This is a genomic window from Caballeronia catudaia (assembly GCF_001544755.2).
GTDB lineage: Bacteria > Pseudomonadota > Gammaproteobacteria > Burkholderiales > Burkholderiaceae > Caballeronia > Caballeronia catudaia.
The window spans coordinates 15,715-37,454 of sequence record NZ_FCOF02000041.1; the positions used below are offsets into that span (position 1 = coordinate 15,715).

23 protein-coding genes are annotated in these 21,740 nt (G+C 64.3%); 3 read left to right on the top strand and 20 right to left on the bottom strand.

What is annotated here, in order from left to right; all coding sequences use genetic code 11:
* Positions 1–69: 69 nt before the first annotated feature.
* From denD to AWB75_RS29040, 11 genes are all read right to left on the bottom strand, one after another.
* On the bottom strand, positions 70–1,047 hold the full coding sequence (gene denD / locus AWB75_RS28990; protein ID WP_061127460.1) for a D-erythronate dehydrogenase: 978 nt from the start codon (positions 1,045–1,047) through the stop codon (positions 70–72).
* 28 nt (positions 1,048–1,075) lie between these two features.
* Positions 1,076–1,864 carry a 2-oxo-tetronate isomerase gene (otnI, locus tag AWB75_RS28995; RefSeq protein WP_061127461.1) on the bottom strand — a complete coding sequence of 263 codons (789 nt, stop codon included), beginning with the start codon at positions 1,862–1,864 and terminating at the stop codon, positions 1,076–1,078.
* Between the two features lie 349 nt (positions 1,865–2,213).
* A complete protein-coding gene (otnC, locus tag AWB75_RS29000; protein WP_061127462.1) occupies positions 2,214–2,855 on the bottom strand; it encodes a 3-oxo-tetronate 4-phosphate decarboxylase in 642 nt (213 codons plus the stop codon).
* Positions 2,855–4,141: a 3-oxo-tetronate kinase gene (otnK, locus tag AWB75_RS29005; protein WP_061127463.1), complete on the bottom strand. Its 1,287-nt coding sequence runs from the start codon at positions 4,139–4,141 to the stop codon at positions 2,855–2,857. The genes otnC and otnK overlap by 1 nt, the downstream gene beginning before the upstream one ends.
* On the bottom strand, positions 4,138–5,034 hold the full coding sequence (ltnD, locus tag AWB75_RS29010) for an L-threonate dehydrogenase (RefSeq protein ID WP_061127464.1): 897 nt from the start codon (positions 5,032–5,034) through the stop codon (positions 4,138–4,140). Before ltnD ends, otnK begins: the two co-directional genes overlap by 4 nt.
* A 13-nt stretch (positions 5,035–5,047) precedes the next feature.
* On the bottom strand, positions 5,048–5,752 hold the full coding sequence (locus tag AWB75_RS29015; RefSeq protein WP_061127465.1) for a FadR/GntR family transcriptional regulator: 705 nt from the start codon (positions 5,750–5,752) through the stop codon (positions 5,048–5,050).
* Between the two features lie 87 nt (positions 5,753–5,839).
* Positions 5,840–6,178: a thioredoxin family protein gene (locus AWB75_RS29020; RefSeq protein ID WP_061127466.1), complete on the bottom strand. Its 339-nt coding sequence runs from the start codon at positions 6,176–6,178 to the stop codon at positions 5,840–5,842.
* 70 nt (positions 6,179–6,248) lie between these two features.
* Positions 6,249–6,776 carry a chromate transporter gene (locus AWB75_RS29025; RefSeq protein WP_061127498.1) on the bottom strand — a complete coding sequence of 176 codons (528 nt, stop codon included), beginning with the start codon at positions 6,774–6,776 and terminating at the stop codon, positions 6,249–6,251.
* Positions 6,773–7,321, bottom strand: coding sequence for a chromate transporter (locus AWB75_RS29030; RefSeq protein ID WP_061127467.1), 549 nt, complete (start codon positions 7,319–7,321; stop codon positions 6,773–6,775). Before AWB75_RS29030 ends, AWB75_RS29025 begins: the two co-directional genes overlap by 4 nt.
* A gap of 6 nt (positions 7,322–7,327) precedes the next feature.
* Positions 7,328–8,254, bottom strand: a complete 927-nt coding sequence (gene panE / locus AWB75_RS29035; protein WP_061127468.1) for a 2-dehydropantoate 2-reductase — start codon at positions 8,252–8,254, stop codon at positions 7,328–7,330.
* 29 nt (positions 8,255–8,283) lie between these two features.
* A complete protein-coding gene (locus AWB75_RS29040; protein ID WP_061127499.1) occupies positions 8,284–8,625 on the bottom strand; it encodes a hypothetical protein in 342 nt (113 codons plus the stop codon).
* Positions 8,626–8,880: 255 nt separating this feature from the next.
* Between AWB75_RS29040 and gndA the strand changes: the two genes are divergently transcribed.
* A complete protein-coding gene (gene gndA, locus AWB75_RS29050; RefSeq protein ID WP_061127470.1) occupies positions 8,881–10,287 on the top strand; it encodes an NADP-dependent phosphogluconate dehydrogenase in 1,407 nt (468 codons plus the stop codon).
* A 132-nt stretch (positions 10,288–10,419) separates the two neighbouring features.
* Here gndA and AWB75_RS29055 read toward each other — a convergent pair whose 3' ends face one another.
* Genes AWB75_RS29055 through AWB75_RS29080 form a run of 6 tightly spaced genes read right to left on the bottom strand, consistent with a single transcriptional unit; the run spans position 10,420 to position 17,152 of the window.
* The gene (locus tag AWB75_RS29055; RefSeq protein ID WP_061127471.1) at positions 10,420–11,541 is read right to left on the bottom strand and encodes a Gfo/Idh/MocA family protein; all 1,122 of its coding nucleotides are present in this window, start codon (positions 11,539–11,541) and stop codon (positions 10,420–10,422) included.
* Entirely contained in the window at positions 11,538–12,602 is a 1,065-nt protein-coding gene (locus tag AWB75_RS29060; protein WP_061127472.1) for a sugar phosphate isomerase/epimerase family protein, read from the bottom strand. The genes AWB75_RS29055 and AWB75_RS29060 overlap by 4 nt, the downstream gene beginning before the upstream one ends.
* A 46-nt stretch (positions 12,603–12,648) precedes the next feature.
* A complete protein-coding gene (locus AWB75_RS29065; RefSeq protein WP_061127473.1) occupies positions 12,649–13,614 on the bottom strand; it encodes a substrate-binding domain-containing protein in 966 nt (321 codons plus the stop codon).
* Between the two features lie 31 nt (positions 13,615–13,645).
* Positions 13,646–14,662 carry an ABC transporter permease gene (locus AWB75_RS29070; RefSeq protein ID WP_061127474.1) on the bottom strand — a complete coding sequence of 339 codons (1,017 nt, stop codon included), beginning with the start codon at positions 14,660–14,662 and terminating at the stop codon, positions 13,646–13,648.
* Positions 14,643–16,130 (bottom strand): sugar ABC transporter ATP-binding protein, encoded by a 1,488-nt coding sequence (locus tag AWB75_RS29075; RefSeq protein WP_061127475.1) that lies wholly within the window; start codon positions 16,128–16,130, stop codon positions 14,643–14,645. Before AWB75_RS29075 ends, AWB75_RS29070 begins: the two co-directional genes overlap by 20 nt.
* Positions 16,131–16,132: 2 nt before the next feature.
* Positions 16,133–17,152, bottom strand: coding sequence for a LacI family DNA-binding transcriptional regulator (locus tag AWB75_RS29080; RefSeq protein ID WP_061127476.1), 1,020 nt, complete (start codon positions 17,150–17,152; stop codon positions 16,133–16,135).
* Positions 17,153–17,349: 197 nt separating this feature from the next.
* On the opposite strand from AWB75_RS29080, the gene AWB75_RS29085 reads away from it, so the two are divergent.
* A complete protein-coding gene (locus tag AWB75_RS29085) occupies positions 17,350–17,766 on the top strand; it encodes a YciI family protein (RefSeq protein ID WP_061127477.1) in 417 nt (138 codons plus the stop codon).
* Here AWB75_RS29085 and AWB75_RS29090 read toward each other — a convergent pair.
* The 3 genes from AWB75_RS29090 to AWB75_RS29100 all read right to left on the bottom strand — a co-directional run bounded on the left by AWB75_RS29090 (position 17,763) and on the right by AWB75_RS29100 (position 20,185).
* A complete protein-coding gene (locus tag AWB75_RS29090; protein ID WP_061127478.1) occupies positions 17,763–18,956 on the bottom strand; it encodes a thiolase family protein in 1,194 nt (397 codons plus the stop codon). The genes AWB75_RS29085 and AWB75_RS29090 overlap by 4 nt on opposite strands.
* Positions 18,957–18,967: 11 nt before the next feature.
* Positions 18,968–19,675 carry an SDR family oxidoreductase gene (locus AWB75_RS29095; RefSeq protein ID WP_061127479.1) on the bottom strand — a complete coding sequence of 236 codons (708 nt, stop codon included), beginning with the start codon at positions 19,673–19,675 and terminating at the stop codon, positions 18,968–18,970.
* 81 nt (positions 19,676–19,756) lie between these two features.
* Positions 19,757–20,185: a MarR family winged helix-turn-helix transcriptional regulator gene (locus tag AWB75_RS29100; protein WP_061127480.1), complete on the bottom strand. Its 429-nt coding sequence runs from the start codon at positions 20,183–20,185 to the stop codon at positions 19,757–19,759.
* Between the two features lie 366 nt (positions 20,186–20,551).
* Here AWB75_RS29100 and AWB75_RS29110 point away from each other — a divergent pair, with 366 nt between their 5' ends.
* Positions 20,552–21,706, top strand: a complete 1,155-nt coding sequence (locus AWB75_RS29110; RefSeq protein ID WP_061127482.1) for a branched-chain amino acid ABC transporter substrate-binding protein — start codon at positions 20,552–20,554, stop codon at positions 21,704–21,706.
* Positions 21,707–21,740: the final 34 nt, after the last annotated feature.

Consider the following 21,740-nt stretch of genomic DNA (forward strand, 5'->3'; position numbering starts at 1 on the left):
ACGCATGACGGGCGCGAAGGACGCGGGCATCGCATTGCACGATGCCCGGTTGAGGGTCAGAGTTTGGGATTACGCGCGTTCGTCGGCGCGCTTTTCCTCGATATAGGCGCGGATCACGTCGGCGAAATTCTCGTCGCCCGACAGGCCCAGCTGCTCCGCGCGCGCGGTGTTCCATGCGCCCGGCCAGCTGCCGACGATCTTCTCGATGCGCTCGTCGCGCTGCCAGTCGATGCGCCCGGCGGCCTCATCGCCCGCCACTTCACGCAGCGCCGCGACCATCTCGTTCACGCTCACCGACAAGCCCGGCAGATTGACGATCGGCCGGTTGCCGAGTTTCTCACGATCGATCTCGCAGCCCGCGATCAGCGCTTCGACCGCGCTCTTCGGCGAAAGCAGCCACACGCGCGTTTCGCCGTCGACGGGACACGTCGAGCGAACGCCCGCCAGCGGTTCGCGAATGATGCCGCTCGCAAACGACGACGCCGCCGCGTTCGGCAAGCCCGGCCGCACGCTGATCGTCGGCAGGCGCAGCACGCGGCCATCGACGAAACCGCGCCGCGCATAGTCCGACAGCAGCAGCTCGGCGATCGCCTTCTGCGTGCCGTACGACGATTGCGGATTGAGCGCGGTGTCGTCCTGCACGACATCGGGCAGCGTGCCGCCGTACACCGCCACCGAGCTCGTGAACACGACGCGCGGCTTGTGGCCCGCCGCGCGGCACACTTCGAGCAGCGCGCGCGATGCGTCGAGGTTGATCTTCATGCCGAGATCGAAGTCGGCTTCGGCTTGACCGCTGACGATCGCGGCGAGATGAAAGATCGCTTCTGTCTGCGTATCGATGTGGCGGCGCAGCACGGCGGGATCGGATATATCGCCGGTTTCCGCGCGCACGCGTTCGTCGCTGAGGAGGCGATCGTCGTTCGGCAGCGCGACGTCCAGCAGGACGATTTCCGTGACCGGCTTGCCGTTCAGTTCGTTTCGATCCAGCAGACGCTTCGCGAGACGCTGGCCGATGAAACCCGCGCCGCCGGTGATGAGAATCTTCATGTGCGCTTTCCTTTCGTTGTTGCGTCGTTCAAAGGTAAGGTTTGAGCCAGCCGAGACCCTCGGATGTGCCCGCTTTCGGTTTGTATTCGCAGCCGATATAGCCCTCGTAACCGAGGGAATCGATCAGGTCGAACAGATACGGATAGTTCAGCTCGCCGATGCTCGGTTCATGCCGCTCCGGCACGCCCGCGATCTGGATATGGCCGATGCCCGCATTCGGGCGCTTCATGTCGCGCTTCAGCTTGATCGCGATGTCGCCTTCCACGATCTGGCAGTGGTAGATGTCGAATTGCACTTGCAGGTTTGGGGCGTTTATCTCGTCGCAGATTTGCTGGGCTTCGTCCTGGCGGTTCAGGAAGAAGCCGGGGATATCGCGGGTGTTGATCGGCTCTATTACGATGCCGATGTTCGCCTTCCGCGCTTCTCTTGCCGCGTAGTCGAGGTTCTTTTTGTATGTTTCGCGATGTTTGTCGCGGGGTTGATCTTTGGCGATCAGGCCGGCCATTACGTGGAGTTTCTTGTTGCCTAGTATGGCGGCGTATTCGAGGCCCTTTTCCACGCTCTGTTTGAACTCCTCTTCCCTTCCGGGGATGGACGCTATGCCGCGTTCGCCCTTGCTCCAATCGCCCGGTGGGGCGTTGAAAAGCGCTTGCGTCAGGTTGTTGTCTTTTAAACGCTGCTCGATGTCTTGCGCTGCGAAGTCGTACGGGAACAGGAATTCAACCGCCTTGAAACCGTCTCTCGATGCTGCCGCGAAACGGTCCAGGAACGCATGCTCCGTGTACATCATCGTCAGGTTTGCGGCGAATTTTGGCATTTTCTTCGTGCTCCTTATGGAATCATGATTTCTTGTCGGTTTATTTGTGTTGCCCCTGTGCGGGGCAGCAGTCACTTTCTTTGCTCGGGACCAGAGTAAGCGCTAAAGCGCCAACTCTGGTCGACGCAAAGAAAGTAACCAAAGAAACAGCTATCCCCATCCAAAGTACTTCACACCGGCCCCGGCACAGGCGATCGGCTGAATGGAACCCGGAGTAGCGGGTGCCCTCATTGCCGAACCGGGCTTAGATCGCGCACGGTCTGTGTCGTCGCACCGCTCAACAAATGGGTACAGCCCTTGCAAGCTCCGGCACTGCGCTACGCGCTGCCGTTGGGCATTCTTCAGGTTGCTACCAGCGTGCGCCAAATGTTTTTCTTAGATCCTCTATCGCTGCTTCCGGTAATGGCTCGGGGCGCGGCATCGTCGACAGATATAACCGCGCTGTCTCCTCCAGCTCCTCCAGCGCATAGCTCGCGTGCGATACCGTCTTCTCCCATACCACCGGTCCCAATCGCTCCAGCAACACCGCACGCACCCTCGACGCCAACGCCGCCACCTCCTCCGCTACGCCCTCATCTCCCGGACGGCGGTACGCTATCAACGGCACATGGCCCACCTTCATCACGTAGTACGGCGTGATCGGCGGCAAAACGTCATCGTTGCTCCATACGCCCGCCAACGTCAGCGCGACCAGATGCGTCGAATGCGTGTGAACCACGCCTTTTGCACCGGCACTGTTTTCATAGATCTTGCGATGCAGCGCCAGCGTCTTCGACGGCCTTCCGCCCGACACATGATTGCCCCGGCTGTCCACCTTCGAAATGTCGTTCGGGTCGAGGCGGCCGAGGCACGCGTCCGTCGGCGTGATCAGCCAGCCATCATCGAGACGCGCGCTGATATTGCCCGCGCTGCCAACCGTGTAGCGCCGCTCGTACAGGCTCTTGCCCGTCACGCAAATCTCTTCCCGGATACGGTTCTCGTTCGATGCCATCACAATGCCTTCAGCGCCTTCTCGAAGAAATCGGTCGCGCCGAAATTGCCGGACTTGAGCGCGAGACCGATGCTGTCTTCTTGGTTTCTCCCAATCGCTTGCGTCGCGGGCACGCCCGGATCGATCTGCGGCCCAATCCTCAAGCTGCGCACATCGAGGGCCTGCACCACCGCGCCCGACGTCTCGCCGCCCGCGACAACGAACTTGCGCACGCCCTCGTCACGCAACTTTCGCGCGATGGACGCAAGCGCCGCTTCGACCAAATGCCCCGCCTTCTCGACGCCCAACTCCTTTTGCACCGCCTTCACTTCGTCAGGCGACGACGTCGCGTAGATCAGCACCGTCTCGTTCTTCGCGAAGTGATCGCGCGCGAACGCGACCGCTTCATCGACGACCGGCTCGCCGCGCGAAAGCGCCATCGGATCGATGCGATAAGCCGGCTTCGATGCGCGCCAGCGCGCAACCTGCGCGTTCGTCGCCTTCGATGCGCTGCCCGCCAGCACCACCGACTTGCCCTCGAGCTTCGGCAAGTCCGCGGCGTGTTCCGCGTGCGCAAGCAGATTCGCCGCGCGAAAGTTCTGCGGAAGCCCAAGCGCGATGCCCGAGCCGCCCGTGATCAGCGCGAGATCGCGGCACGCGTCGCCGAGGGTGTACAGATCGGCGTCGGAGACCGCATCGGCGATCGCCAGGCGCACGCCGTCCCGCTTCAATTCGTCGATGCGCGCGCGGATCGCGTCCGCGCCCTTCGCGATCGTGTCGTAGCGGATCAGACCAACCTTCGATTTCGTCTGCCGCTGCAACACGCGCACGAGGTTCGGATCGGTCATCGGCGTGAGCGGATGATTCTCCATGCCGGATTCGTTCAGCAACACATCGCCGACGAACAGATTGCCGCGAAAGATCGTGCGGCCATTCTCGGGAAACGCCGGGCACGCGATCGTGAAATCGTCCTTGAGCGCATCCAGTAACGCGTCCGCGACCGGGCCGATGTTGCCTTCGTCGGTGGAATCGAAGGTCGAGCAATACTTGAAAATGAACTGGCGGCAGCCCCGCGCGCGCAGCCATTCGAGCGCGTCGAGCGACTGGCGCACGGCGTCATCGGCGGGAATCGTGCGTGACTTCAGCGCGACGACGAGCGCGTCCGCGTCGATCTGCGTATCGGCAGAAGGCACGCCGATGGTCTGCACCGTACGCATGCCGCCGCGCACGAGCATGTTGGCGAGATCGGTCGCGCCGGTGAAATCGTCGGCGATACAGCCGAGCAGTGCCCGCGCAGCTTGCGTCATGCCTTCGCTCCCTTCGGGATCTCGATGCCCGGAAAAATCTTGATGACCGCGGAATCGTCCTCGCCGCCGTGTCCGGCCGTGGACGCCATCATGAACATCTGATGCGCCGCCGCCGACAGCGGCAGCGGAAACTTCGACGTGCGCGCCGTATCGAGCACGAGGCCCAGATCCTTCACGAAGATATCGACGGCCGAGAGCGGCGTGTAGTCGCCCGCCAGAATGTGCGGCACGCGGTTCTCGAACATCCACGAGTTGCCCGCGCTGTGCGTAATGACGTCGTAAAGCGCAGCGGGATCGACGCCTTCGCGCAAGCCCAGCGCCATCGCCTCGGCCGACGCCGCGATATGCACGCCCGCCAGCAACTGATTGATGATCTTGACCTTCGAGCCCGCGCCGTGCGCGTCGCCCAGCCGATACACCTTGCCCGCGACCGCGTCGAGCACGTCCTCGCACGCGGCGTAGGCGTCGGCGGGACCGGACGTCATCATCGTCATGTCGCCGGAATTGGCCTTGGCCGCGCCGCCGGACAAGGGCGCGTCGAGCATCAGCACGCCTTTCTCGCCGATGCGCGCGCCGAGATCGGCGGCGAATTGCGGCGATACCGTCGCGCACGCGAGCACGACGCTGCCGCGCTTCATCGCGGGCACGGCGCCGCTTTGACCGAATAGCACGGCCTCCGTTTGCGCCGCATTGACGACGACCGTCAGCACGACATCGCACTTGCCGCCCAGCTCCGCAGGCGTTGCGCACGGGATGCCGCCTTCCGCCGCGAAGGCATCGAGCACGGGCTGGCGCACGTCGCACGCATGCACCGCAAAGCCCGCGCGCAGCAACGAACGCGCGACGCCCATGCCCATCGCGCCCAGGCCGATCACTCCGACGTTTCGTGTCATTCCGAGTAGCCCCTTAACAGATGCCCGCTTCCGCCAGGCGGCGCGCGGCGTTGATGAGATGCGTCTGCGCGGCGGTGCGCGCGGCGGCGGCGTCGCGCGCGCGGATCGCCTCGACGATCGCGGCGTGCTCCTCGCGCACCTGACGCATGAAATCCTCGCGCAGCGCCTCGTTGCCGCGCGTAACGATAGTGCCGGCTTCGAGATACTGATTCAGAAAGGTGAGGGTTTTCAGGAAGTACGGATTGCCCGTCGCGTTCGCGATCTCGCGATGAAACGCCACGTCCTCCGCGACGCCGTCCTGGCCCGCACGCACCGCTTCGTCGATGCGGACGAGGGCAATATCTATCGCGGCCAGTTGTTCATCGGTGCGGCGCAGCGCGGCTTCGGACGCGACTTCGGCTTCGATTGCGCGGCGCAGCGCGAGAATCTGCACGACCGCGCCCGGCTCGGCCGCCTGCGCGTAATCGATGCGCAACGGCCGGATGCCCGCCCGCTCGACGATGAACACGCCGCTGCCCTGCCGCGGCTCGACCATGCCTTCATTCTTCAGCCGTGACACGGCTTCGCGAATGACCGTGCGGCTCACGCCGAACTCCTGCGCGAGCACGGCTTCGGTCGGCAGCTTGCCGGTTTCGGCGAAACTGCCCTTCTCGATCAGCTTCTGCAATTGCTGCGCGACGGTATCGCTCAACGCGCGCGGCGGAATCTTCTCGAACATGGGATCCGGCGAGGCTTGTAATGTCATCGGGTCATCATACAAGTTTTGTACACAAATTTTGACCAAGGGATTTCCCTTGGTCCGGCGTTATTGCGCGAGCGGTTCGTCGATGAGCGCGAGCGCGTCGCGGATTTCGGATGCGTCGCCGGGGCGCACGAGGCGCGCGACTTCCTTGCCGCCGAGCATGAAGACGAGCGTCGGCCAGAGCTTCACGCGAAACGAGCGGCCGAGCGCGCGGCCCGGGCCGTCCTCGATCTTCATGTGCTTCACCGCGCCGTGTTGCTGAAACGCCTGCGCGATCAACGGCTGCGCGGCGCGGCAGAAGCCGCACCAGTCGGTGCCGAACTCGACGACCGTCGGGCCGCTCAGCGCGTCGACCTCCGCGCGCTCCGGCGCGGTCTTCGCGTATTGGATATTCATGCTCATGGCGCTCTTCCTTGCTCCTTTCGTTTCGATGAAGTCAGCAGAAAACTTGCCTGGTGTTCATTGCCGGGGTTCACTGCCCGAATCCCGTCAGCCCGGCGAGCGCACCGCCCGCGAGCAGCCATAACGGATGCAGCCGCGTTTTGTACGACACGGCGGCGACGGCGGCGGTGATCGCCGCCAGTGTCCATGTGCGGTCGGACGCCTCCGCGATCAGCAACGCGCTCGCCGCGACGAGCCCCGCCGTTATCGGCACGAGGCCGAGCTGGACGATGCGCCGCCACGGACGGTCCTTGAAGCGCTCCCACGCGTGCAGCGCGCCGATCGTCACGAGCGACGAAGGCCCGAACTTCGCGAGCGACGTGACCAGCACGCCCGGCCAGCCCGCCACATGCCAGCCGATCAGCGTGACGACCATCATGTTCGGGCCGGGCGCGGCCTGCGCGAGCGCGAAGAGCGCGGAGAAATCGGCTCTCGACATCCATTCGTGAACCTGCACGACCTGGCGCTGCATTTCCGGCAGGATCGAATTGCCGCCGCCGAACGCGAGCAGCGAGAGCTGGCTGAAGATCGCGGCGAGCGACAGGAGATCACTTTTCATCGGCCGGCCTTCCATGCGATCAGCACCGAGAGCGGCGTGAAGACGAGCATCGTCGGCAGAAGCGGCGTGCGCAGAAACGCGATCGCGCCGAACATCAGCAGCGCGACGATGGCCGCCTCCGGCTTGCGGCGCAGCGGCCACATGATCTTCACCGCCATCGCGACGAGCAGGCCCGCCGCCGCTGCCGCGAGCCCCGCGAATAGATGCGCGATGCGCGGATCTTCATGCGTGCGCTGATAGATCACGCCCAGCCCGATCACGATGAGCGACGGCCCGACGAGCAGTCCGCACAGACCCGCGAGCGCGCCCGGCCCGCCGCGAAAGCGCATGCCGATCGCCACCGACAGGTTGATCACGTTGCCGCCCGGAAGGAACTGGCAGAGGCCGAGCAGATCGGTGAATTCGTCGGCGTCGAGCCATTTGCGGCGCTCGACGATCTCGCGGCGCGCGAGCGGCAGCGCGCCGCCGAATGCGGTCAGCCCGAGCGTGAGAAAGCCGATGAAAATCTCCGCGACGGTCGGGCGCGGCGGGGCGTCGTGCGTCATCGCGTGTCAGGCGCGCGCCCGACGCGCCTCATACGCCTTCAGATGCGCGTACGCCACTTCCAGCATCGACGCGCCCTCCGGTTTCGTCCGGCGCCGCGCGATCAGATCGCCGACGATGTGATCCGCCTCGATCGGCGCGTTGTTTTCCAGATCGCGCAGCATCGATGCGGTCATCGTCGAGCTGCGATCAGCGAAGAAAGAACGCGCGCGCTCGAGCACCGCTTCCGCCGGCGGATGATCGTTGTCCGCCGCGATGCCCTGACATTCCGTGAAGAGCCGCCGCAGCACGTCCTCACCGCCGGGCGCCGCGAGAATGTCGCAGATCGGCGCGCGCATCAGGCAGGTGCCGGTGGCGAGCGTCGCGAGGAACACCCACTTGTCCCACATCGACTGGAGCACGTCGTCGCTGACGGTCAGATCGAAGCCCGCATCGCCGAGCTGCCCGGCGACGGCCTCCACGCGCGGTGAGCGCCCGCCCGCGCGCTCGCCGAACACGAGCGAATGCATGCTGCTCATCTGCACGATCTCGCCTTCCGCATTGAGCGTCGCGGCAATCGAGCACTGGCCGCCTAGCACGTTCGCGGGATTGAAGCGCGCGTCGAGCGCATCGAGATGCGCCATGCCGTTGAGAAGCGGCAAGATCAGCGTGTCCGGGCCGACGGCGGGCGCGAAGGAATCGATCGCGCCTTGCAGGTCGTACGCCTTGCAGCTCAGCATCACGAGATCGTAAGGACCTTCGATGTCTTTCGCGAGCACCATCGGCGGACATTCGAACGCGAGATCGCCTTCGGGCGTCTTCACTTTCAGGCCGCATTGCCGCAGCCGTTCCGCGCGGCGCTCGCGCACGAGAAAAGTCACGTTCCTGCCCGCGTCGAGCAGCCTCGCGCCGAAATATCCGCCGATGGCCCCCGCGCCCACTACCAGAATCCGCATGTCTCGCTCCTTGTGTCAGATGCACGGCTTTACGCCTGCCATACGCCATAGCCCGCTTCCCGCAAGCCGATGGCCAGTTCCACTTCCATGTCGCGCGCGCCGTCGTAGGGCATCGGGTTGTACATCTCGTACAGATGCGGCAGAAGCCGCAGCCCGAATTCGCGCACGAGGCGATTCGACTGAATGCCCGCCTTGTGTTTATCGAAACGCACGTCCGGATCGATGCCTGTCATGCCGACGTACACGAACGGCATGCCGATCACGTAATCCGGATTCGCGCGGCGAAAACGCGCTTCGTTCCAGACCGTGCCGGACAATTCGACTACGTAGACGGAGTAATGATGACTGCGCGCGCGCCGTGAATGCGGCATATTTCTGCGGGCCTTCGCGGCGTGCTCGTTGCGGGCGTTCATTCTAAGGCGGCATGGCGCAATGCGCTCGTCCGGGCGGCACGCGCCCTGCCGGAAGCGGCTCAAAGTGGTAAATTCGGGCGGTCTGCGCTCGCGCAAAGCGGATCGCCGCATCGGTCGCCGTACTCGCGCGCGTGCGCCGCTCCCATCGACACATTTTCATTCCGAAGCCGCGCGCCACGAGCCGCGTCGCTTCGGTCATCCGGAGATCAAGCAATGAGCAAGCAAGCTATCGGCGTGGTGGGCCTCGCCGTCATGGGCCGTAATCTGGCCTTGAATATCGAGAGCCGCGGTCACGCCGTTTCGGTCTACAACCGCAGCCGCGCCAAAACCGACGAACTGATTGCCGAACATGCCGACAAGAAGCTCGTGCCGACCTACACGCTCGAAGAGTTCGTGGAATCGCTGGAAAAGCCGCGCCGCATCCTGATGATGGTGAAGGCCGGCGCCGGCACCGACGACACCATCGCCGCGCTGCGCCCGCTGCTCGAAAAGGGCGACATTCTCATCGACGGCGGCAACACGCACTTCACCGACACCATCCGCCGCAATCAGGACCTCGCGAAGTCGGGGCTGCATTTCATCGGCACGGGCGTTTCGGGCGGTGAGGAAGGCGCGCTGAAAGGCCCGTCGATCATGCCGGGCGGACAGAAGGAAGCGTACGAACTGGTCGCGCCGATTCTCACCGAGATCGCCGCGAAGGCGCCGGACGGCGAGCCGTGCGTCGCGTACATGGGTGCGGACGGCGCGGGCCACTTCGTGAAGATGGTGCACAACGGTATCGAGTACGGCGACATGCAGTTGATCGCCGAGAGCTATGACGTGCTCAAGCGCGTCGCCGGATTGTCGAACGAAGAGCTCGGCAAGGTGTATGTCGAGTGGAATCAGGGCGAGCTGGATAGCTATCTGATCGAGATCACGTCGAAGATCTTTACGAAGAAGGACGATGAAACGGGCAAGGATCTCGTCGATGTCATTCTCGACCGCGCCGCCCAGAAGGGCACGGGCAAGTGGACGAGCCAGAACGCGCTGGATCTGGGCGCACCGCTGCCGCTGATTACCGAGGCTGTGTTCGCGCGCGTGCTGTCGTCATTGAAGGATCAGCGCGTGGCGGCGAGCAAGGTGCTCGCGGGACCGACGCCGAAGTTCGACGGCGATCGCGCCGCGTTCATCGAATCGGTGCGGCGCGCGCTGTATCTGTCGAAGATCGTTTCTTATGCGCAGGGCTTTGCGCAGTTGCGCGCGGCGTCGGAAGAATATAAGTGGGATCTGCATTACGGCGAGATCGCGAAGATTTTCCGGGCCGGTTGCATCATCCGCGCGCGCTTTCTGCAGAAGATCACGGATGCGTATGCGAAGAATGCGCAACTCGCGAATCTGCTGCTCGATCCGTATTTCAGCGATATCGCGGCGAAGTATCAGGACGCATTGCGCGATGTCGTCGTCGCGGCGGTGAAGGCGGGCATTCCGGTGCCGGCTTTCTCGTCGGCGATCGCATATTTCGACGCGTATCGGTCGGAGAGGCTACCCGCGAATCTCGTGCAGGCGCAGCGGGATTTCTTCGGCGCGCATACGTTCGAGCGGGTCGATAAGGCGGGAAGTTTTCACGCGAATTGGGGTTAAAACGCCAAGCTGTTTTTATCGGGAAAATGCGGCTCTCGTTTGAGCCGCATTTTTTTGTTGCCTCGCACGGCTCGGCATGCTGGAAGAAGCGATGATTCGAGGAAAGTGGGCCATCGACTGAAACATCCTTCGTCAGGCAAGCGCCACCCACTCCCCATCCCCCCCACTGCTCCTTAAAACCGCCTCCACGAACCTCAACCCCGCGACCCCGTCCTCGACGGTCGTGAGCCAGTCATCCCCTTGCGTGGTCCCGCTCGCGATGCACGCCGCCGCATCGGTATAAACCTGGGCGAACGCTTCCAGATACCCTTCCGGATGCCCCGCCGGCACGCGCGTCGCGTGCAGCGCCTCGGGACTCTGCACGCGCCCGCGCGTGATGCGTTCCGACGCCCCTCCTATCGGCGTGAACCACAGTTCATTCGGCCTCTGCTGATCGAACGCGATGCCCGCCTTCGTGCCATACACGCGCAAGCGCAGCGCATTCTCTTCGCCCGCCGCGACCTGGCTCGCCCACAGCATGCCGCGCGCGCCGCCCGCGTAACGGAACATCGCCTGAACGTGATCGTCGACGCGCCGGTTCGGCACGAATGTCGTCACGTCCGCCGATAACGCCGCTGGCCGCATCCCCGTCACGTATTCCGCGAGCTGATACGCATGCGTGCCGATATCGCCGAGACAACCGGCGGGGCCCGCGAGCGCCGGATCGGTGCGCCACACGGCCTGACGGTTCGATTGCGCTTCGACCGGCAACGAAAGCCAGTCCTGCGCATACTCGACCTGCACGACGCGGATATCGCCGAGCAAGCCGCGCCGCACCATCCCGCGCGCGTGACGCACGAGCGGATAGCCCGTGTACGTGTACGTCACCGCGAACACGCGATCTTTCTCGCGCGCAAGCTTCGCAAGCGCCTCGCCTTCGGCCAGCGACACCGCGAGCGGCTTGTCGCAGATCACGTGGATGCCCGCTTCGAGAAACGCCGTCGCGATCGGCGCATGCAGATGATTCGGCGTGACGATCGCCACCGCCTCGACGCCGTCCGAGCGCCCCGCTTCGATGCGCGCCATCTCGCGATAATCGTCGTAACTGCGCGCAAGACCGATCGCCGCCGCGCTCGACGCAGCCCGTCGCGCATCCGACGACAACGCGCCCGCCACGAGCTCATAACGATCGTCGAGCCGCGCCGCGATACGATGCACCGCGCCGATGAACGCGCCCTCGCCGCCGCCGACCATCCCCAGTCGCACGCGATTCATCGCTCGTCTCCGACGATGCCGAGCACGCCGCGCATCTGCTCGCGGCTCGCGCCGCTGCCGGCGAAATCGTCGAACGCACGCTCGGCCACGCGGATGATGTGGTCGCGTATGAACACCGCGCCTTCACGCGCGCCGTCTTCGGGATGCTTCAGCGCGCATTCCCATTCGAGCACGGCCCAGCCGTCGAAATCGTATTGCGACATCTTCGAGAAGATCGCCTTGAAGTCGATCTGACCATCGCCCAAAGAACGGAATCGCCCCGCGCGATCCACCCAGCCGGAATAGCCGCCGTACACGCCTTGTCGACCGTTCGGCCGGAACTCCGCGTCCTTCACATGAAACGCCTTGATGCGCGCGTGATAGATACCGATGAACGCGAGGTAATCGAGTTGCTGCAAGACGAAATGACTCGGATCGAAGAGGATGTTCGCGCGCGGATGATCGTCCACCGCCGCGAGAAAGCGCTCGAACGTCACGCCGTCATGCAGATCCTCGCCGGGATGCAGTTCATAACATACGTCGATGCCCGCGCGATCGAACTCATCGAGAATCGGGCGCCAGCGCTGCGCGAGTTCATCGAATGCGGCTTCGACGAGCCCCGCCGGACGCTGCGGCCACGGATAGACATACGGCCACGCGAGCGCGCCCGAAAACGTCACGTGCGTGCTCAGGCCAAGGCGCTTCGACGCCGCCGCCGCGAGCTTGAGTTGCGCTATCGCCCATTCGGTGCGCGCCGCGGGATTGCCACGCACGTGCGGCGCGGCGAAGCCATCGAACAGCGTGTCGTAGGCCGGATGCACCGCGATCAACTGGCCTTGCAGATGCGTCGACAGTTCTGTGATCGCGACGCCCGCATCATCGACCGTGCGGCGGATGTCATCGCAATACGCGTCGCTCGACGCGGCCTTCTCGAGATCGATCAGACGCGGATCGGCGGGCACCTGTATGCCTTTATATCCAAGCGATGCCGCCCACTTCGCGAGGTTCGCAAGCGTATCGAACGGCGGCTGATCGCTCATGAATTGCGCGAGAAAAATCGCCGGCCCTTTGATGGTCTTCATCTTTCGCCTCTAGGAGAAAGAAGGCCGATTGAACGGCCTTCGCACATCAGAACGGCGAGTTCGGGAAATAGAACTGCCTGGCGTTCTCCTTCGTGATGAGCACCGAAGGGATGATCGTCGTCGGCGGCAGCTTGTCGCCCTTCAGACGCGCTTCGGCGGTGAGCTTGATCGCGTCGTAGATGAACTTAGGCGAGTACGAGACATCGGCCTTCACACGCGGATCGCCATCGATGATGCGCTTCACCGCTTCCTTCGATCCCGCGCCGCCGAACACGATCTTGATGTCCGTGCGCTTCGCCTGATCGATCGCCTTCAGCACGCCGACCATCATGTCGTCGTCAGCGGCCCAGACTGCATCTATATGCTTGAAGCGCGTCAGATAGTCCTGCATCACCTTGAAGGCGTCGTCGCGATTCCAGTTCGCGTACTTGGCGTCGAGAATCTTCATGTCGGGATGCTGCTTGATCACGCCCTCGAACGCGGTCCAGCGCTCGTTGTCGAGCGTCGTCGGAATGCCGCGCAGCGCGACGATATCGCCCTTGCCGTTAAGCTCCTTCGCGAGATACTCGGCGGGAATCTTGCCGAACGCGGTGTTGTCGCCAGCAACGTATGCGTCTTGCGCGCTGGTGTCGGTGAGGCCGCGATCGACCACCGTCACGTACACGCCTTTCTTGTGGACCTGCGCGACCGGCTGCGTGAGCGATGCCGATTCCTGCGGAAAGATCACAAGCGCGTTGATCTTGTTGACCGTCACGAGATCCTGCAACTGATTCGCCTGCTCGGGCGCGGTGCTCGCCGTCTTGACGATCACCTTGAGATCGGGATGCGCTTTCTCCAGCTCCTTCTTCGCCTCGTTGGCCCACCACACGATGCCGCCCGTGAAGCCATGATCCGCGGTCGGAATGGCGACGCCGAGGATCACCTTGTCCGCGGCGGATGCAGACGACGATGCAACGGCGAACGCACTCGCCGCGAGCGTGAGCGCGCCGAGCGCGCGAAGCATTTTCTTCATGACAATGTCTCCGGTTTTATAAAGGCAATCTCTATCGACGGCCGCGCTGCAAGAAAGCTACGAGGATAATCACGGCGCCCTGCACTGCCGCGTTCAGATACACGCTGATGATGCTCGTGAGATTCAGAATGTTGTTGATGACCGAAAGCAGAATCGCGCCGATGACCGTGCCGATCACACGCCCTTCGCCGCCTTTGAGCGCGGTCCCGCCCACGACGACCGACGCGATCGCTTCGAGCTCCCACAATAGGCCGGTCGTGGGGGTCGCAGAGCCTAAGCGCGGCACATACAGAATAGTCGCCACCGCAACGCACATGCCGAGCAGAACATAGGTGACGATCTTCACGCGATCGACGCGAATCGCCGCATAGCGCGCGACCTGTTCGTTCGATCCGATCGCCTGCACGTGCCGTCCATACACCGTGCGATTGAGCACGAGCGCGCCGCCCGCCGCGACGATCAGAAACACCCAGATCGGCACCGGCACGCGCAGCACGCTCGCGTAATAGACCGGACCGTAGAGATCGACGAGCGAATTGTCGAGCGTGAGCGCGCCGCCATCGGCGAGCCATGTCAGGAGCGCGCGAAAGATGCCGAGCGTGCCCAGCGTGACGATGAACGGCTCGATGCGCCCCTTCGTCACGAGCACGCCATGCGCGAAGCCGAACACCGCGCCGAGCGCGAGCGCGAGCACCATGCCCAGCGCGATGATCAAAAGCGGCGGCACCGCATGGCCATGAAAACCCTGCATGAGCGCGTTCATCATGTAGATCATGCTGCCCGCGATCAGCGCGGCCATCGAGCCGACCGACAAGTCGATGCCGCCCGAAATGATCACGAACGTCATGCCGACCGCGATAATGCCGATGAACGACGTGCGCGTGAGCACGTTCATCGCGTTATCGAGCGTGGCGAAATCGCTGTTGAGCAGCGTCCCGCCGATGCACAGCGCAATCAGCCCGATCAGCGGCCCGACGCCGAACAGAAAGCGCGCGACAGTCGAGAGGCGGCTCTCGCTTTCGGTGTCTTCAGTGTGTGCCGGTCGCATGCGCGATCAACCTCTCTTCGGTCAAATGGTCCATGCCGAGCGTCGTGACGAGCTCGCCCGCGCGCATCACCGCGACGCGATGACATAAGCCGATCAATTCGATCAGCTCGGAAGAAATCACGATCACCGCGCGCCCTTGCGCGGCGAGGCGATGGATCAGAAAGTAGATATCGCGTTTCGCGCCGACATCGACGCCGCGCGTGGGTTCGTCGAGCACGATCACGCGCGGATCGGGATGCAGGAACTTCGCGAGCGCGAGCTTCTGCTGATTGCCGCCCGAGAGCATGCGGGCGCGGATCGAGACATTGCCCGTGCGGATGCCGAAATCCTTCACCGCTTCTTTCAACGCATCGCGTTCGGCGCGCGTGTCGATGAGCGGACGCGCGTAGCGTTCGAGCGTCATCATCGTGAGATTGTCTTTCAGCGCCATGTCGACATGCAGGCCGCGTCCCTTGCGGTCTTCGCTCAGGTACGTGAGGCCGTGGCGCATCGCATCGCGCGGGCTATTCAGCCTGACCGTTTTCGTGTCGATGATCACGCGCCCCGCGCTCAACGCCCGCAATCCGACGAGCGCCTCGAACAGCTCCGTGCGCCCCGCGCCGACGAGCCCCGCGAAGCCGAACACTTCGCCCGCGCGCACCGCGAAGCTCACGTCATGCGCCCAGCCGGGCACCGACGCGCCTTCGACCTTGATCGCGACCGGCGCGTCATCGGGCAATGAAGGCTTGTCGGGAAACATGTCGGAGACTTCGCGGCCGACCATCAGGTTCGCCATCTGCTGGCGCGTGAGCGCGTCGGTCGGCGCGCGCGCGACGAAACGGCCATCGCGCATCACGATCACTTCGTCGGTCACGCGCTCCACTTCATCGAGCTTGTGCGAGATATAGACGATGGTCGTGCCCGCATCCTTCAGGCGCGCCATCAAAGCGGAGAGACGCTGCGTCTCGGATGGTGTGAGCGTCGCGGTCGGCTCGTCCATGATGAGCAGGCGCGACTTGCGCAACATCGCCTTCGCGATCTCGACCAACTGCTTCTCCGCGACGATCAGATCGCGCACGCGCGTGTCCGGATTCTTGTGCAGGCCGACGTCGTTCAACGCGGCGCGGGCGTCGTCGCGCATCGCGGCTTCATCGAGAAAGAAGCCCTTCTTCAACTCGTGCCCGAGGAACATGTTCTGCGTGATGGTCAGATGATCCGCGAGATTCAGTTCCTGGTGAATCAGCACGATGCCCGCATGTTCCGCATCGCGCGAGCTCGTGAAATCGGCCTCGCGTTCGTCGATATAGAACTCGCCCGCGTTCGCGCGTTCGTAGCCGGCGAGAATCTTCATCAACGTGGATTTGCCCGCGCCGTTTTCGCCGAGCAAGCCGTAGATACGCCCCGGCGCGAGATCGAAGCTGACGCCGTGCAGCACGCGCACCGGCCCGAACTGTTTTTCGATTCCTTCGAAGCGCACGGCGAGGCTCATCGTCACGCGCTCCTTCTTTGAATCAGCCGATGCGGCAGCAGCACGCCCGGCACCTCCGCGCGCGGATCGCGCAGCCGCTTGAGCAGCAGACCGGCCGCGGTTTCGCCGAGCAGTTGCATCGGCTGCGAGACGGTCGTGAGCGGCGGATCGACATGCGCGGCCACGGCGATATCGTCGAAGCCGACGACGGCCACATCGTCGGGCACGGCATAGCCCGCACCGCGAAAGCCGTTCATCACGCCGATGGCGAGCGTGTCGGACACGGCGAACGCGGCGGTCGGGCGCGCTTCCCCAAGCGCGGCGAGTTGCGCGGCGGCGCGTTCGCCGGCGTCGTAATCGAGGCTGTCGAGCTCGACCAGCCACGCCGGATGCGGCTCGATGCCCGCGTCCGCGAGCGCGTCGCGAAAGCCCGCGAGCCGCTGCTGTCCGTAGAGATAGCCTTGCCCCGAATTGATGAGCGCGATCTTGCGATGACCTTTGGCCGTCAGATAACGCACGACATCGCCCGCCGCGAGATGATTGTCGATGCCGACATACGGCACGCCCGCCGATGGATCGAACTCGCAGCACGCAACCCACGGCAAGGTCGATGCTTCTTCGGCAAGCGCCTTTTGCACCGCGGCGGGATCGAGGCAAATGGCGCCATCGGCGCGGCGTCCGCGCAAGAGATCGAAATAGCTTCGCTCGCGCAGCGGGTCCGCGCCGGTATCGCACAACAGCATGAAATAGCCGTTCTGACGCGCGACGCTGTCGATGCCGCGCACGATCGCCGCATAGAACGGATTGCCGAAGTCGGGGACCATCGTGAGGAGCAGGCGGCTTTCCGCCGTGCGCAGATTGCGCGCGAGTTCGTTGATGCGATAGCCGCTCGCCGCGACCGCCTGACGGACTTTTTCGCGCGTCGCCTCGCGAACGTTCGTGTGCCCGTTGAGCACGCGCGATACCGTGGCGACGGACACGCCCGCGCGCTCGGCGACGTCGGCAATCGATACTTCCTCGCGTGGACGAACGGTATCTGACATCGCTGAAGTCGCTCGCGGCGATCGAGATGTAATGGATTACATTATTTGATCGGACGAGCGCGAAGGCAACAGCAATCGACTAGGGAAAAACGCTTAAGAGGGCACATGTCGATCTCGTGTCATGTTGCTCGTCGTAGTGGTCAGAGCGCGCCGAATGGCGCTCGACACCAATACTCTCATTTCAAGGAGCAATCCACATGCGATTCATGATGCTAATGATCCCGCGCGGCTACGAAAGCGCCGCGCCCGGCACGATGCCGGCCGCGGACGCCGTCGCCGCCATGATGAAGTACAACGAGGAATTGCAAAAGGCGGGCGTGCTGCTGGCGCTCGACGGACTGCATCCCCCGTCGATGGGCGCGCGCGTCACGTTCGAAGGCGGCAAGCCGCGCGTCACCGACGGACCGTTCGCCGAAGCAAAGGAAGTGCTGGGCGGTTACTGGATGCTTCAGGTCAAATCGCGCGAGGAAGCGATCGAGTGGGCGAAACGCTGCCCGGCCTCGGACAGCGAGATGATCGAAGTGCGTCAGGTGATGGAGATGGACGATTTCCCGCCGGACGTGCAGCAGGCCGCGGCGGGATTCGAGGAAATGCAGAGCAGGAACAAGCCTTAGGCGAGCGCCTCCAGCGCGAGCGCGATGCCTTGCCCGCCGCCGATGCACAGCGTCACGATGGCGCGCTTAACGCCATCGCGGCGCATCGCGTGAGCGAGGCGCGTCGTGAGCACCGCGCCGGTCGCGCCGATCGGATGCCCATGCGCGATCGCGCCGCCTTCCACGTTGACGATGTCCTCCGGCACGCCGAGCGTCCGCGCCACCGCGATCGGCACCGCCGCGAACGCTTCGTTGATCTCGAAGCGCTCGACATCGCCGAGCGACCATCCCGCGCGCTGCAGCGCCAGTTGCACGGCGGGCACCGGACCGAGACCGAACATGCCCGGCTCGACCGCCGCCACGCCGAACGCCGCGAGCCGCACGAACGGTTCTATGCCCCGCGCGTCGGCTTCATCGCGGCTCGTCACGATCATCGCCGATGCACCGCTGTTCAGGCCGGGCGCGTTGCCCGCCGTGATCGCGCCATCGGGACGGAACGCCGGACGCAGCTTCGCGAGCGTCGCAAGCGTCGTATCCGGGCGCGGCTGCTCGTCGCGCACGAACGCGACGGTTTGCTTGCCCTGCTTCACGTCGATGCTCGCGATTTCCGCATCGAACACGCCGTCGCGCTGCGCCGCCGCGAACAGTTGCTGCGAGCGCTCGGCCCAGCGGTCCTGCGCCTCGCGCGTGATGTCGAGCTTCGTCACGAGGTCTTCCGTGTGCCAGCCGGAATGTTCGCCGGAGAAGGCGTCGACGAGGCCGTCGCGCAACATGCTGTCGTAGATCTGCGCGTGGCCCATGCGATAACCGCGCCGGCCGCCATCGAGCAGATACGGCGCGCGATCCATGTTTTCCATGCCGCCAGCGATGGTGACTTTCGCCACGCCCGCCGCGATTTCAGTCGCCGCCGACGCGATGGCCTGCGCGCCCGAGCCGCACACGCGGTTCACCGTCAGCGCGGGCACCGTGACCGGCAGGCCGCCGCCGACCGACGCCTGCCGCGCGGGATTCATGCGGTTGCCCGCCTGGATCACGTTGCCGAACGTGACCGAATCGACCGATGCAAGATCGAGCGACGCACCCGCGCGCCGCAGCGTCTCGGCGATCGCGGCCGCGCCGAGATCGACGGCGGGCGTGTCCTTCAGCGCGCCGTTGAACGCGCCGATCGCCGTGCGCACCGGATGACACAATACGATGTCTTCTGAAAACATGTCGAACCCTCTTAGCGCGCGATGCCCGTGAGATAGATCGGCTTGTCAGTCGACAGCGACGCCTTGATCGCGCGGCCGGTGTCATCGACGGTCACTTCCTCCTGATTCTTCGCGACCGCCGCGAGCACCGCGTTCACGACATGCTCCGGCGACGATTTCGGCGCGGTGATCTGCCTGACCATGTCCGTATCGATGAAGCCGGGATGCGCCGACACGACCAGCGTGCCCTGCCCGCGCAGTTCCTCGCGCAGCGCGTTGGTGGCCGCCCACGCCGCCGCCTTCGAGATGTGATACGCCCCGCCCGCGGGCAGCGACGCCCAGCTCAGCACCGACAGAATATTGATGACCGCGCCGCCGCCGTTCTTCTTCAGCGTGGGCGCGAATGCCTGCGTGAGCGCGATCGGACCGAACGTGTTGATTTCGAGCAGATCGCGAATGCCTTGCGTCGACGCCGGATCGACGAGCAGGCCGCGCGTCGTCACGCCCGCGTTGTTCACGATCACGTCGACGTCGGTGTAGGTGGCCGCCGCTTCGTTGATGTCGGCGGTGTTGGTCACGTCGAGCCGGATCGCATGGACGCCGGGAATATCGACGCTTTTCGGATCGCGCGCCGCCGCATACACCTTCGCCGCGCCCGCTTTCAGCAGCGATTGCGCGAATTGCTTGCCGAGACCGCGATTCGCGCCGGTGACGAGTACCACTTTTCCTTCGATCTGCATGACGTTGCTCCGATTATCTGTGCATATGCACTGGTAGTGCCGAGTAAAAGGCCCGCGCGATGCGGGCCTGCTGTAGACCGCTCACTCCATCGTCGTGAGTTCGAATAGCGATGCGCGCAATGCCTTCGCGCGTTTCTCGCCGAACTTCGCCTCGAATTCCGCCTGTGCTGCGCGCCATTGGGCCGACGCCTTCACGAGCGTGTCCTTGCCCGCCGCCGTAAGCCGCAGGCCGACCGCGCGCGAATTCGCCGACTCCTGCGCCGCTTCCACGAGGCCGTCGCGCTGCAACGGCTTGAGCGCACGCACGAGCGTCGTGCGGTCCATCACCATCGAATCGGACAGTTCGGCCATCTGCACGCCGGGCTTACGCCCGATCGCCGCGATGATCGTGAACTGCGCCGCCGTGATGCCGACGACCGCAATATGCCGTTCGTACATCTGCGACACGTAACGCGCGGCCTGACGGATCGCGAAACAGTTGCAGTCGAGGGGAGAAGAGCTGGGGTTCATGTGTCGCAGGATATTTGTGCATATACACTTTGTCAACCGGGGAAATTTCAATCGATGCGATAGGCGCCGCGCGGGCATTGACGGGAATCGTCGCGCGCGATCGGGCGGCCAAACGCGCGAAGCCGCACCGGGCTTGCGAAGCGGCGGACGCGGGCTATGCCGAAATCCGCATCGCGCGCGCGACTAAACACCAAGACGCGCCGAAATTGGCTCCCTACATTGCGCATGTCCGCTGCTCGTGCCGGGCTGAGCGCGAAGCGGCTGTCCTCGGCGCACGCATCGTAGGACGTTTGAGGGCAAGCCCGTCTTGCCGGCACGGCATCGGTCGCGTTTCAATCGACTTCAGACCAAAAAGGAGAGCAAACCATGCGCGTTCGTACCCAACCTCTGGCGTGGCTCGTGGCCTGCGCCACGGCGTCTCTCGGCGCCGTGCCGTTCGCGGCGAGCGCCGAGGATCTCGCGGTGAAAGTCGGTTTCGCCGCGCCGCTCACCGGCGCGAATGCGGGCTATGGCAAGGACCTGCAGAACGGCGTGCAGCTCGCGCTCGACGAAGCCAACGCGAAAAAGATCACGATCGGCGGCAAGACCGCGAAGTTCGAGATTCACGCGGAGGACGATCAGGCCGATCCGCGCATCGGCGTGCAGGCGGCCCAGAAGCTCGTCGACGACGGCGTGGCGGTCGTCGTCGGCCACTTCAATTCGGGCACGACGCTGCCCGCCTCGCCGATCTACAACACCGCGGGCATCCCGATGATCGATCCCGCCGCGACCAACCCGACGATCACCACGCGCGGCCTGGAAAACGTCTTCACGGTCATTTCGAGCGACGCGCAGAACGCAGGCAACGCCGGCGTCTACGCGGTGACCACGACGAAGGCGAAGCGCATCGCGATCATCGACGACCGCACGGCCTTCGGCCAGGGCGAAGCCGACGAGTTCGAAAAGGCGGTGAAGGCGAAAGGCGGCACGATCGTCACGCGCGAATACAGCGACAACCAGACCGTCGATTTCAGCGCGCAACTCACGCGCATCAAGGCGGTCAACGCGGATCTGATCTTCTTCGGCGGCCTCGATCGCCAGGCGGCCGCGGTCGTCAAACGGATGAAGCAGCTCGGCATGAACGCGCAATTCGTGGGCGGCGGCGGCGTGATGGACGCCGATTTCCTCAAGCTCGCCGGCGATGCCGCCGAGGGCGCGCAAGCATGGGAATACGGCAGCCCGCTCGACAAGCTGCCCGACGGCAAGGCGTTCAGCGACAAGTTCCAGAAGCGCTTCGGCGTGGCGATTCTGTCGTATGCGCCGTTCGGCTACGACGCCGCGTGGGCCGCCATCAACGCGATGCAAAAGGCCAATTCCGCCGATCCGAAGGTGTACCGTCCGGCGCTGAAGTCGAACAAGTTCGAAGGCATCACGGGGCCGATCGCGTTCGACAGCAACGGCGCGCTGAAGAACGCGTCGTCGACGCTGTATCAGGTGAAAAACGGGCAGTGGGCATCGGTGGTCACCAAGCACGGCATGTAAGGCTCGGCCGGCACGGCGCGCTGCGGCACATTCG